This window comes from Pseudomonas sp. Rh2 (genome assembly GCF_040762985.1).
GTDB lineage: Bacteria > Pseudomonadota > Gammaproteobacteria > Pseudomonadales > Pseudomonadaceae > Aquipseudomonas > Aquipseudomonas taiwanensis.
This window is the reverse complement of the sequence record NZ_CP142890.1, coordinates 4,190,651-4,202,840: the sequence shown is the minus strand read 5'-3', so window position 1 is coordinate 4,202,840 and position 12,190 is coordinate 4,190,651. Positions and strand designations below refer to the sequence as shown.

General features: G+C 62.8%; 13 protein-coding genes. All 13 read left to right on the top strand.

The window, feature by feature from the left end; translation table 11 throughout:
- The first annotated feature begins 76 nt into the window (after positions 1 to 76).
- The 13 genes from fliE to fliN all read left to right on the top strand — a co-directional run bounded on the left by fliE (position 77) and on the right by fliN (position 12,182).
- A complete protein-coding gene (gene fliE / locus VXM67_RS19115) occupies positions 77 to 409 on the top strand; it encodes a flagellar hook-basal body complex protein FliE (protein ID WP_023381530.1) in 333 nt (110 codons plus the stop codon).
- Between the two features lie 16 nt (positions 410 to 425).
- Complete coding sequence (fliF, locus tag VXM67_RS19110; protein WP_027908240.1) at positions 426 to 2,204, top strand: flagellar basal-body MS-ring/collar protein FliF; 1,779 nt, start codon at positions 426 to 428, stop codon at positions 2,202 to 2,204.
- Complete coding sequence (gene fliG / locus VXM67_RS19105) at positions 2,197 to 3,216, top strand: flagellar motor switch protein FliG (RefSeq protein ID WP_023381528.1); 1,020 nt, start codon at positions 2,197 to 2,199, stop codon at positions 3,214 to 3,216. Before fliF ends, fliG begins: the two co-directional genes overlap by 8 nt.
- Positions 3,217 to 3,377: 161 nt before the next feature.
- Positions 3,378 to 4,139: a flagellar assembly protein FliH gene (gene fliH / locus VXM67_RS19100; RefSeq protein WP_023381527.1), complete on the top strand. Its 762-nt coding sequence runs from the start codon at positions 3,378 to 3,380 to the stop codon at positions 4,137 to 4,139.
- Positions 4,129 to 5,487: a flagellar protein export ATPase FliI gene (gene fliI, locus VXM67_RS19095; protein ID WP_027908241.1), complete on the top strand. Its 1,359-nt coding sequence runs from the start codon at positions 4,129 to 4,131 to the stop codon at positions 5,485 to 5,487. The genes fliH and fliI overlap by 11 nt, the downstream gene beginning before the upstream one ends.
- Positions 5,488 to 5,493: 6 nt before the next feature.
- A complete protein-coding gene (gene fliJ, locus VXM67_RS19090) occupies positions 5,494 to 5,946 on the top strand; it encodes a flagellar export protein FliJ (RefSeq protein WP_027908242.1) in 453 nt (150 codons plus the stop codon).
- A 132-nt stretch (positions 5,947 to 6,078) separates the two neighbouring features.
- Positions 6,079 to 6,384 (top strand): STAS domain-containing protein, encoded by a 306-nt coding sequence (locus VXM67_RS19085; protein WP_023381524.1) that lies wholly within the window; start codon positions 6,079 to 6,081, stop codon positions 6,382 to 6,384.
- Positions 6,385 to 6,392: 8 nt separating this feature from the next.
- Positions 6,393 to 8,084 carry a fused response regulator/phosphatase gene (locus tag VXM67_RS19080; RefSeq protein WP_023381523.1) on the top strand — a complete coding sequence of 564 codons (1,692 nt, stop codon included), beginning with the start codon at positions 6,393 to 6,395 and terminating at the stop codon, positions 8,082 to 8,084.
- A 60-nt stretch (positions 8,085 to 8,144) separates the two neighbouring features.
- Positions 8,145 to 8,492 carry an Hpt domain-containing protein gene (locus tag VXM67_RS19075; RefSeq protein WP_027908243.1) on the top strand — a complete coding sequence of 116 codons (348 nt, stop codon included), beginning with the start codon at positions 8,145 to 8,147 and terminating at the stop codon, positions 8,490 to 8,492.
- 72 nt (positions 8,493 to 8,564) lie between these two features.
- Positions 8,565 to 9,896, top strand: coding sequence for a flagellar hook-length control protein FliK (locus tag VXM67_RS19070; RefSeq protein ID WP_023381521.1), 1,332 nt, complete (start codon positions 8,565 to 8,567; stop codon positions 9,894 to 9,896).
- Positions 9,897 to 10,194: 298 nt separating this feature from the next.
- Entirely contained in the window at positions 10,195 to 10,692 is a 498-nt protein-coding gene (gene fliL / locus VXM67_RS19065) for a flagellar basal body-associated protein FliL (protein WP_023381520.1), read from the top strand.
- Between the two features lie 9 nt (positions 10,693 to 10,701).
- Positions 10,702 to 11,670, top strand: coding sequence for a flagellar motor switch protein FliM (gene fliM, locus VXM67_RS19060; protein WP_023381519.1), 969 nt, complete (start codon positions 10,702 to 10,704; stop codon positions 11,668 to 11,670).
- A gap of 47 nt (positions 11,671 to 11,717) precedes the next feature.
- Positions 11,718 to 12,182 carry a flagellar motor switch protein FliN gene (gene fliN / locus VXM67_RS19055; RefSeq protein WP_023381518.1) on the top strand — a complete coding sequence of 155 codons (465 nt, stop codon included), beginning with the start codon at positions 11,718 to 11,720 and terminating at the stop codon, positions 12,180 to 12,182.
- The last annotated feature ends 8 nt before the right edge of the window (positions 12,183 to 12,190 follow it).

Below are 12,190 nucleotides of genomic sequence, written 5' to 3'. Positions count from 1 at the left end.
TGGCACTCTTGTTGCTAGCTCCAGGCTATCCGCTGCATCAGTGTCAAAAAAATGCGGCCGCCGGAGAGAGAAGTCCATGAGCCAAGGTGTTGAATTCAATCGTCTGATGTTGGACATGCGTGCCATGCAGGCCGAAGCCATGTCCGCGCCCAAGGCGTCGGTCGCCGCAGAGCTGGCGCCAGGCCAAAGCAGCTTCGCCGACATGCTCGGCCAGGCCATCAACAAGGTGCATGAGACCCAGCAGGCGTCCACCCAGCTGGCCAATGCCTTCGAGATCGGCAAGAGCGGCGTCGACCTGACCGACGTGATGATTGCTTCGCAGAAAGCCTCGGTGTCCTTCCAGGCCCTGACGCAGGTACGTAACAAGCTGGTTCAGTCGTACCAGGACATCATGCAGATGCCAGTTTAAGGACGGAAGTTAAGTCATGGCCGAAGCAGTCGTCGATAACGCCCCCGCCAAAAGTGGCCCGCCAGTGGCCAAGCCGCCGCTGTTCGGCATGGCGTTCCTGGAAAACATCTCGCAGATGCCCATGCTGCGTCAGGTCGGCCTGTTGGTCGGGCTGGCAGCCAGCGTGGCGATCGGCTTCGCCGTGGTGCTCTGGTCGCAACAGCCTGACTATCGTCCGTTGTACGGCAGCCTGGCCGGCATGGACACCAAGCAGGTCATGGACGTGCTGGCGGCTGCCGACATTCCCTACAACGTCGAGCCTAACTCCGGTGCGCTACTGGTCAAGGCCGACGACCTCTCCCGTGCGCGCCTGAAACTGGCTGCTGCCGGCGTGGCGCCAAGCGACGGTAATGTAGGCTTCGAGATTCTCGACAAAGAGCAAGGCCTGGGCACCAGCCAGTTCATGGAGGCCACTCGCTACCGCCGTGGCCTGGAAGGTGAGCTGGCGCGGACCATCTCCAGCCTGAACAATGTCAAAGCGGCGCGTGTGCACCTGGCGATCCCTAAAAGCTCGGTGTTCGTCCGTGACGAGCGCAAGCCAAGTGCGTCGGTACTGGTCGAGTTGTATCCAGGCCGTGCCCTGGAGGCGGGTCAGGTGATGGCCATCGTCAACCTGGTCGCCACTAGCGTACCGGAACTGGAAAAGTCGCAGGTCACCGTGGTCGACCAGAAGGGTAACCTGCTGTCCGACCAGTTGCAGGACACCGCCCTGACCATGGCCGGCAAGCAGTTCGACTACAGCCGCCGCATGGAAAGCATGCTGACCCAGCGCGTGCACAATATCCTGCAGCCGGTCCTGGGCAACGACCGCTACAAGGCCGAAGTGTCCGCTGACCTTGACTTCAGCGCGGTGGAGTCCACCTCCGAGCAGTTCAACCCGGACCAACCGGCGCTGCGCAGCGAGCAGTCGGTCAACGAGCAGCGCAGCAGCAGCCAGGGCCCGCAGGGTGTGCCGGGTGCGCTGAGCAATCAGCCGCCGGCAGGCGCCTCGGCGCCCGAGAATGCCACCGCTGCCGCACCCGCTGCCGGCGCCATCCAGCCGGGCCAGCCCCTGGTGGATGCCAATGGTCAGCAGATCATGGACCCGGCCACCGGCCAGCCGATGCTTGCGCCGTACCCGGCCGACAAGCGGCAGCAGACCACCAAGAACTTCGAACTTGACCGCTCCATCAGCCACACCCGTCAACAACAAGGTCGCCTGACCCGCCTGTCGGTGGCCGTGGTGGTCGACGACCAGGTCAAGGTCGACGCCGCCAGCGGCGAGAGCACCCGCACCCCCTGGGGGGCCGAGGACCTGGCGCGGTTCACCCGCCTGGTGCAGGACGCGGTAGGCTTCGACGCCAGCCGTGGCGACAGCGTGACCGTGATCAACGTACCGTTCGCTGCCGACCGTGGCGAAGAGATCGCCGACATCGCGTTCTACCAGCAGCCGTGGTTCTGGGACATCGTCAAGCAGGTCCTGGGTGTACTGTTCATCCTGGTGCTGGTGTTCGGCGTGCTGCGTCCGGTGCTCAACAACATTACCGGCGGCGGCAAGCAGGCTGCCACGGACAGCGACATGGAGCTGGGCGGCATGATCGGTCTGGATGGCGAGTTGGCCAACGACCGCGTCAGCTTGGGTGGCCCGAGCAGCATTCTGTTGCCAAGCCCTTCCGAAGGGTATGAGGCACAGCTCAACGCAATCAAGGGCCTGGTGGCCGAAGATCCGGGCCGTGTGGCTCAGGTCGTGAAAGAGTGGATTAACGCCGATGAGTGATAACCGAGCCGTTGCCGCCAAGCTGAGCCGCGTCGACAAAGCGGCCATTCTCCTGCTGTCCCTGGGCGAAACCGATGCCGCCCAGGTCCTGCGACACATGGGGCCCAAGGAAGTGCAGCGGGTCGGTGTGGCCATGGCGCAGATGGGCAATGTGCATCGAGAGCAGGTCGAGCAGGTGATGAGCGAGTTCGTCGACATCGTCGGCGACCAGACCAGCCTGGGGGTTGGCTCTGATGGCTACATCCGCAAGATGCTCAACCAGGCGCTGGGCGAAGACAAGGCCAACGGCCTGATCGACCGCATCCTGCTCGGTGGCAACACCAGCGGCCTGGACAGCCTCAAGTGGATGGAGCCGCGAGCCGTGGCCGACGTCATCCGCTACGAGCACCCGCAGATCCAGGCGATCGTGGTGGCCTACCTCGACCCCGACCAGGCTGGCGAAGTGCTGAGCAACTTCGACCACAAGGTGCGTCTGGACATCATCCTGCGTGTGTCGTCGCTCAACACCGTGCAGCCGGCGGCGCTTAAAGAGCTGAACCAGATCCTCGAGAAGCAGTTCTCGGGCAACTCCAACGCCGCGCGGACCACCTTGGGCGGTATCAAGCGTGCAGCCGACATCATGAACTTCCTCGACAGCTCCGTGGAAGGTGCACTGATGGACTCGATCCGCGAAATCGACAACGACCTGTCGGAGCAGATCGAAGACTTGATGTTCGTCTTCAACAACCTGGCCGATGTCGACGACCGGGGCATCCAGGCACTGTTGCGCGAGGTATCCTCCGACGTGCTGGTGGTGTCGCTCAAAGGCGCCGACGAGCGGGTCAAGGACAAGATCTTCAAGAACATGTCCAAGCGTGCGTCGGAGCTGCTGCGCGACGACCTGGAGGCCAAGGGCCCGGTGCGCGTCAGCGACGTGGAAACGGCGCAGAAGGAAATCCTCACCATTGCCCGTCGTATGGCCGAAGCCGGCGAGATCGTGCTTGGCGGCAAGGGCGCCGAGGAAATGATTTAAAAGGTTGCCGGTTCATGCTGGCTGGTGCTGCCCCTGTGGCGCGGGTTTATCCGCGAATGCACCAGGCCAGCCGATGAGGTTGCCCTTGCCGACGCATTCGCGGGTGAACCCGCGCCTGCAGCGAATGCATCGGCTGAACATGTTTTTGAGAATCTGACGGCATGTCCACCACTGAACACCCCAGCGACCTGATCCGCGCCCGCGACCTCGAGGGCGTCGATGTCTGGGCGTTGCCCAGCTTCGATCCGCAGCCCGAGCCAGAGCCTGAACCCGAGCCAGAAATCATCGAGGAAGAGGTCGAAGAGGTGCCGCTGGAAGAAGTCCAGCCACTGACGCTCGAAGAACTCGAAGCGATCCGCCAGGAAGCCTACAACGAAGGTTTCGCCACCGGCGAGCGCGAAGGTTTTCACAGCACCCAGCTGAAGGTGCGCCAGGAGGCCGAAGAAGCCTTGTCGGCCAAGCTGGCGACCCTGGAGCAGTTGATGAGCAACCTGCTCGAGCCGATTGCCGAGCAGGACACGCAGATCGAAAAAAGCCTGGTGCACCTGGTCGCGCACATGACCCGGCAGGTGATCGGGCGCGAGCTGCACACCGACTCCAGCCAGATCACCCACGTGCTGCGCGAGGCGCTCAAACTGCTGCCCATGGGCGCCGACAACATCCGTATTCACCTCAATCCCCAGGACTTCGAGCTGGCCAAGGCCCTGCGCGAGCGTCACGAGGAAAGCTGGAAGTTGCTGGAGGATGAGGGCCTGCTGCCGGGCGGCTGTCGTATCGAGACGGCCCACAGTCGCATCGACGCGACCATGGAGACTCGCATCGAGAAAGCGGTAGCGCAGCTGTTCGACCAGTTGCATGACCAGTCGCTGCATCCGGCGACGCCGGACCTCAGCATCGAGCTGGGCGACAACGATGCGCCTTGATCGCACCAGTTTCGGCAAGCGCATGGGCAGCTATGCCGAGGCGATCAAGCTGCCTGCCCAGCCGGTGGTCGAGGGCCGCCTGCTGCGAATGGTGGGGCTGACCCTGGAGGCCGAAGGCCTGCGCACTGCCGTGGGCAGTCGTTGCCTGGTGATCAATGACGACAGCTACCACCCGGTGCAGGTCGAAGCCGAGGTCATGGGCTTTGCCGGTAACAAGGTTTTCCTGATGCCAGTGGGCAGCATCGCGGGTATCGCCCCGGGGGCGCGGGTGGTGCCGCTGGATGACAGCGGACGGCTGCCCATGGGCATGAGCATGCTCGGCCGGGTGCTTGACGGCGCCGGTCGTGCGCTCGATGGCAAGGGCGGCATGAAGGCCGAAGACTGGGTGCCGATGGATGGCCCGGTGATCAACCCGCTGAACCGCGACCCCATCAGCCAGCCGCTGGATGTCGGTATCCGCAGCATCAACGGTCTGCTCACGGTCGGCCGTGGCCAGCGTCTTGGCTTGTTTGCCGGTACCGGTGTCGGTAAGTCGGTGCTGTTGGGCATGATGACCCGCTTTACCGAGGCCGAAATCATCGTGGTCGGGCTGATCGGCGAGCGGGGCCGCGAGGTGAAGGAGTTCATCGAGCACATCCTGGGCGAAGAAGGCCTCAAGCGCTCGGTAGTGGTGGCGTCACCCGCCGACGATGCCCCCCTGATGCGGTTGCGCGCCGCCATGTATTGCACCCGGATCGCCGAATACTTCCGTGACAAGGGCAAGAACGTCCTGTTGCTCATGGATTCGCTGACTCGCTTTGCCCAGGCCCAGCGGGAAATCGCCTTGGCCATCGGTGAGCCGCCGGCGACTCGCGGCTACCCGCCATCGGTATTCGCCAAGCTGCCCAAGTTAGTGGAACGGGCGGGTAACGGTGAGCCGGGTGGTGGCTCCATCACCGCGTTCTATACAGTGCTTTCCGAAGGCGATGACCAGCAGGATCCGATCGCCGACTCGGCGCGCGGCGTGCTGGACGGTCACTTCGTGCTATCGCGGCGCCTGGCGGAGGAGGGGCATTACCCGGCCATCGATATCGAAGCGTCCATCAGCCGGGTCATGCCCCAGGTGGTCGATGCTGACCATTTGCGCCAGGCGCAGAAGTTCAAGCAGTTGTGGTCGCGCCTGTCGCAAAGTCGCGACCTGATAAGCGTGGGCGCCTACGTGGCTGGCGGTGATCCTGAGACGGACCTGGCCATTGCCTTGCAGCCCAAGCTGGTGGATTTCCTGCGCCAGGGGCTGGACGAAAACGTCGGCATGACCCAGAGCCGCGAACAGCTGGGGATGATTTTCACGCCCCCGGCGGCCGGTTGATAGACCATGGCCTCCCCTAGCCGAGCCGCGCGCCTGGCGCCGGTGGTGGAAATGGCCGAAGAGGCCGAGCGCAAGGCTGCCCAGCGCCTTGGGCACTTCCAGCAACAAGTGGCCCAGGCCCAGGCCAAGCTGGCCGAGCTCGAAAGTTTCCGTGAGGGCTACCAGGCGCAGTGGATCAATCGCGGTGGCCAGGGTGTCAACGGCAGTTGGCTGGTGAACTATCAACGCTTCCTGGGGCAGCTTGAAACGGCCATGACCCAGCAGCGCCAGAGTCTCAACTGGCATCAGACCAACCTCAACAATGCCCGTGGCACCTGGCAGCAGGCCTATGCCCGAGTGGAAGGGCTGCGCAAGCTGGTCCAGCGGTACATGGACGAGGCGCGGCGGGCCGAGGACAAGCGTGAGCAGAGGCTGTTGGATGAGTTGTCGCAGCGGCTGCCAAGGCAGGGGCATCCGTAGGTGGTACCGGTCTTGTCGCCAGCAGGTCGGTGCCGGCGTGGGGCGCTGAAAAGACCGGGCGCCTTGCACCCCTTGCCAGTGGCTGCTAAACATTGAAGAGTTGCATTCGCCATCATCGAAGGAATCGCTAGCATGGCAGTCGAGAGTGATTTTTCGCAGGACGGAAAAAAACTGACGATCAAGATCAAGGGGCGCTTCGATTTCGGCAAGCATCAGGAATTCAGGGATGCTTACGAGCGCCAGGATCGTCGACCCGACTCGGTGGTCGTCGATCTCAAGGACGCTACCTACCTGGACAGTTCCGCGCTCGGCATGCTGCTGTTGCTGCGTGACCACGCCGGTGGCGACGAATCGGACGTGAGAGTAGTGCACGCCAGCGATGATGTGCGCAAGATTCTGGCGATCTCCAATTTCGAAAAACTGTTCGACATCAGTTGAGTGTCGCGATGGCGACTGATCAGGCGTTGACCGTGCTGGTGGCGGAGGACGGCGCGGCCGATCGTCTGCTGCTCGCGCAAATCGTCCGGCGCCAGGGACACCAGGTGTTTACCGCTGAAAACGGAGAGCAGGCGGTGGCGCTGTTCATCGAGCGGCGACCGCAACTGGTGTTGCTCGATGCACTCATGCCGGTGATGGATGGCTTCGAGGCCGCGCGGCAGATCAAGGCCCTGGCGGGAGAGGCGTTGGTGCCGATCATCTTTCTCACCTCGTTGAGTGAGGAGGATGCCTTGGTGCGCTGCCTGGAGGCCGGGGGCGACGACTTCATGGCCAAACCGTACAGCGCGGTGATTCTCGGCGCCAAGATCCGAGCGATGGACCGCCTGCGTCGCCTGCAGGCCACGGTGCTTGAACAGCGCGACCAGATCGCCCGCCATCACCATCACCTGCTGAACGAACAGCGGGTCGCCAAGGCGGTGTTCGACAAGGTGGCGCACTCCGGCTGCCTGTCCGCTTCCAACATTCGCTACCTGCAATCGCCCTACGCTTTGTTCAATGGCGATTTGTTGCTGGCGGCCTTCACGCCTTCCGGTGACATGCATGTATTGCTGGGGGACTTCACCGGCCATGGCCTGCCCGCTGCCGTCGGCGCCATGCCACTGGCGGAGGTGTTCTATGGCATGACCGCCAAGGGCTATGGGCTGGCGCAGACCCTGCGCGAAATGAACGCCAAGCTCAAGCGTATCCTGCCAGTGGACATGTTCGCATGCGTGCTGTTGCTCAGTCTCAGCGTGCAGCGCGGTTTGGTGGAAGTCTGGAACGGCGGTATGCCTGACGGTTACCGGTTGTCGGCCAGTGGCGAGGTGCTATCGGTGCTCAGCTCGCGTCACCTGCCGCTCGGCATTCTGGCTCCAGAGCGTTTCGACGACAGTACCGAAGTGCTTCCGCTAGCGCCGGGCGAGCGCTTGTTGCTGCTCTCCGATGGCGTGGTCGATACGGCCGATGACCAAGAGCGTCTGTTCGGTGTGCAGCGCCTGCGTCAGGTGCTGGCCGACAACCGTGACCCCAGCCTGCTGTTCGAAGAGGTCATGCAGGCGCTCAAACGCTTTGGCGGACGGCCCAGGGATGACATCAGTCTGTGCGACATCCGCATGTTCGCCCCAGGCGAGAAGGTGCCTGCGCCGACGTTGTACTCTGACAGCGGGCGTTCCAGTCCTTTGGACTGGTCGTTGGGGTTCGAGCTGCGGGGTGAAAGCCTCAAGCGGTTCAATCCGGTGCCATACCTGGTCCAATTGCTGCAAGAGATCCATGGCCTTCGGCCCAGTACCGGTCGTTTGCACAGCGTGCTCAGTGAGCTGTATTCGAATGCCCTGGAACATGGTGTGCTGGGCCTGGATTCGCGGCTCAAACGTGATGTTCAGGGTTTTGCCAACTATTATCAGGAACGCGCCCGGCGATTGGCTTCGTTGGTCGAAGGCCATGTGCGGATCGACCTGCGGGTTGAACCGCTGGAGCGTGGCGGGCGTCTGACCATTGAAGTGCGTGACACTGGCGCGGGCTTCGATGTTTGCCAGGTGTTGTCCCGCACGCCCCAGGAGCAGGGGCTCAGCGGTCGCGGCCTGGGGCTGGTGCAGCGGCTGGGTGACAGTGCCCAATGGATCGAGGGTGGGCGTTGCGCGCGGGTCTGCTTCGACTGGTAAGCCCAATGGTGGGTCGTGGGACGGCTCAGGCATAATCCAGCTTGATCAAGGAGTGAACAAGTGACTGACATGCATATTGACTTCAAGGTGCTCAGCGATTTGCAGGAGGTCATGGAAGATGGCTACCTGCAATTGCTGGAGACTTTCCTGGAAGACTCCGAACGACGGTTGAGCCAGCTGCACGAGGCCAAGAATGCCCATGAGCTCGGTATTGCAGCTCACAGCTTCAAGGGCAGTAGCAGCAACATGGGCGCGGTCGGCCTGGCGAGCTTGTGCCATGAGCTGGAAGAGCGGGTCAGGCAGCAGCCGTTGTATGGCATCGAAGACCTGATCAATCGAATCGACCAGGAATACCTGGAGGTTCAACGCTTCTATCGTGGTGAGCGCGCGCGCGTTTCCGCCGGTTGAATTGCGACTTGGCGCGAGTTTTGCCTGTCTTTGCCCAGACGTTTTTTTTGTATTCGGCGCGGAGACCTCTCGATGCCTGTCGCATCCAATCCTTTGTTGCAAGCCAACGCCGTGGGCAAGCCGTCGCGCGGGGTCGGCTCGGTGGTCGACAAGTCGCCGCAGGCGGCGGGCGGGCAGGGCGGCGGCTTTGACCAGGTGATGGCCAAGCAGGGCCGTGACACCGTGCCTGCCCGAGATGACAAGGCTGCGGCAGCCAAGCCGAAGGACAAGCCTGAGGCGACCCAGGACGGCAAGAAAGAAACTGCCGACAAGCCAGGTGTTGCCGATGGCGGCAATAAATTGCCAGCGGACGATCAAAGCCAGGCCGGTGCTAATGTCGATGCCGAGGCGAATGCTGCGCCAGTCAATGATTTGAGCGTGCTGGACGCGAGCCTGGTCGCTGGCCAGGTCACCGACGCACAGCCAGGCGCGCAACTGATCCAGGCCCAGGCAGAAGCGGTGGCACCGGTGCTGCAGGCTGCGGCGCAGCCTGTCAAACCGCAGCTGGTCAGCCCATTGCCGGAAGAACCAGAGATGCAAGCGTTCGATCCAGAGGTCGACCCGCTGGCCAACTTGCCGACCCTGCGCCTGGCCCTTGAGCAGAGCGCGCAGGCCAAAGGCACGGTGTCGGCACATGCCGCCCCGGCTGCCGATGCGTCTCAGGCGCAGAGTGATGATGGTCAGGTGGCCGTCAATACCTTGGCGAACATGGTCGAGAAGCCGGAGGCTGACAGCGGGCAGTCGGAAACCGGTGAGAAGGCATTCAGTGCACTGCTCGAAGACGGGTTGAAAGACACCAAGGGCGCCAGCAGTGATACCCGTGTGGACGATTTTGCCAACCGCCTGGCCAACCTGACCCAGGCCGCCACGGCCAAGACCGCCAATGCGGTGCCGGTGACCAGCAGCCCGCTGCACCAGCCGCTGGCCATGCACCAGAGCGCCTGGACCGAAGGTTTGGTGAACCGGGTCATGTACCTGTCCAGCCAGAATCTCAAGTCGGCGGATATCCAGCTGGAACCTGCTGAGCTGGGGCGCTTGGACATTCGCGTCAATGTGGCGGCGGACCAGTCGACCCAGGTGACCTTCATCAGTGGCCATGCCGGCGTGCGTGATGCATTGGACAGTCAGGTGCACCGTTTGCGCGAGCTGTTCGCCCAGCAGGGGCTGGCGCAACCGGATGTGAACGTGGCCGACCAGTCGCGTGGGCAGCAGCAACAGCAGGCTCAGCAGCAGGGGTCGCAGTTGTCCGGGGTCGCGGCGCGGCGTGGCCAGGGTGGCGCTGAGCAAGGTGAGATTGCCGAGGCTTCACGCCCGGTTGAGCAGCAGGTTGTCATCGGCGACAGTGCGGTCGACTACTACGCCTGAGGGTTGTGGTGGGGTGAGGTCGAGCGCCGCCCGCGCGGCGCATCGTGAGCAAGGCTCGCTCCTGCAGACGCACGCGTTATCGCGCCGAGCACCAAAGCGGTCGCGCGCACATCCCACAGGAATCAGGGGTCCGAAACAAACGTAGGGGCGAGCCTTGCTGGCGATGCGCCGCGCGGGCGGCGCTCGATCTCCATCCCCCGTCTGGCATCCGTCATGCCCGCTATGTCAAATCTGGCATAACACTTGCTCAAGCCACGTCATCCTCATTTGAAACCCTGATGGACGACGGATTATTGGCATGGCGAAGAGCGACGCAGTGAAAGACCCCGCCTCTAAAGGCAAACTCAAGTTGATCTTGCTGCTGGTGCTGGCCTTGCTGCTGGCGGTTGGCCTGTCTGTAGGTGCCACCTGGTTCATCATGCACAAGAGCGAACCCGCACCGGCCGCCGAGCCGACCGCGAGCAACATCAAGCCTGCCGCGATTTACGAGCCACTGGCCCCTGCCTTTGTCGTCAACTTCAACCAGAACGGCCGCCAGCGCTACATGCAGGTGAGCATCACCATGCAAGGTCGCAACCAGGCAGACCTGGATGCACTGAAGGTGCACATGCCGGTGATCCGCAACAACCTGGTGATGATGTTCTCCGGACAGGGCTTCGACACGTTGGCCGGCAGCCCCGTGGGGCAGGAGATGCTGCGCCAGAAAGCCACCGCGGTGGTGCAGGAAGTTGCCCAGAAGGAAGTCGGCAAACCGGTCGTCGACCAGTTGCTGTTCACCAATTTCGTATTGCAGTAGGAGTCCGCAATGGCCGTACAGGACCTGCTGTCCCAGGATGAAATCGACGCCCTGTTGCATGGCGTCGACGATGGGCTGGTACAGACCGAGAGCGCTGCCGAGCCCGGCAGCATCAAGAGCTACGATCTGACCAGCCAGGATCGGATCGTCCGTGGTCGCATGCCGACCCTGGAAATGATCAACGAGCGCTTTGCCCGCTACACCCGCATCAGCATGTTCAACCTGCTGCGCCGCTCGGCTGACGTGGCCGTCGGTGGCGTGCAGGTGATGAAGTTCGGCGAGTACGTGCATTCGCTGTACGTGCCTACCAGCCTGAACCTGGTGAAGATCAAGCCGTTGCGTGGCACCTCGTTGTTCATTCTCGACGCCAAGCTGGTATTCAAGCTGGTGGACAACTTCTTCGGTGGTGACGGTCGTCACGCCAAGATCGAGGGCCGTGAATTCACGCCGACCGAGCTGCGCGTGGTCCGCATGGTGCTGGACCAGTGCTTCGTCGACCTCAAGGAAGCCTGGCAGGCGATCATGCCGGTCAACTTCGAGTACATCAACTCGGAGGTCAACCCGGCCATGGCCAACATCGTCGGCCCGAGCGAGGCGGTGGTGGTGTCGACCTTCCATATCGAACTGGACGGTGGCGGCGGCGATTTGCACGTGACCATGCCTTATTCGATGATCGAGCCGGTGCGCGAGATGCTCGACGCCGGTTTCCAATCCGATCTGGACGACCAGGACGAGCGCTGGGTCAAGGCCTTGCGCGAAGACGTGCTCGATGTGTCCGTGCCATTGAGCGCCACGGTTGCCCGTCGCCAGTTGAAGTTGCGCGATGTGCTGCACATGCAGCCCGGTGACGTCATTCCGGTGGAACTGCCTGAACACCTGGTGCTGCGTGCCAATGGCGTGCCGTCGTTCAAGGCCCGCTTGGGCTCGCACAAAGGCAACCTGGCACTGCAGATCATCGACCCGATCGAGCGCCGCTGAAGGCGCGTCGGTCGCTCTCCACGAATTGAATGCCTGTCGAGGACATCATGGCTAACGAAAACGAGATCACCTCCCCAGAAGATCAGGCCCTGGCCGATGAGTGGGCTGCTGCCCTGGAGCAGTCCGGCGACGCCGGTCAGGCCGACATCGACGCCTTGCTCGGCGGCGACAGCGGCAACGGTGGCGCCGGTCGCCTGCCGATGGAAGAGTTCGCCAGCTCGCCCAAACCCAAGGAGAACGTCAGCCTGGACGGCCCGAACCTGGATGTGATCCTGGATATTCCGGTGAGCATTTCGATGGAAGTGGGCAGCACCGAAATCAACATCCGCAACCTGCTGCAGCTCAACCAGGGGTCTGTGATCGAACTCGACCGCCTGGCCGGTGAGCCGCTCGACGTGCTGGTCAATGGCACGCTGATCGCCCATGGCGAGGTGGTCGTGGTCAACGAGAAGTTCGGCATTCGCCTGACCGACGTGATCAGCCCCAGCGAACGTATCAAGAAGCTGCGCTGAGTGAAGGG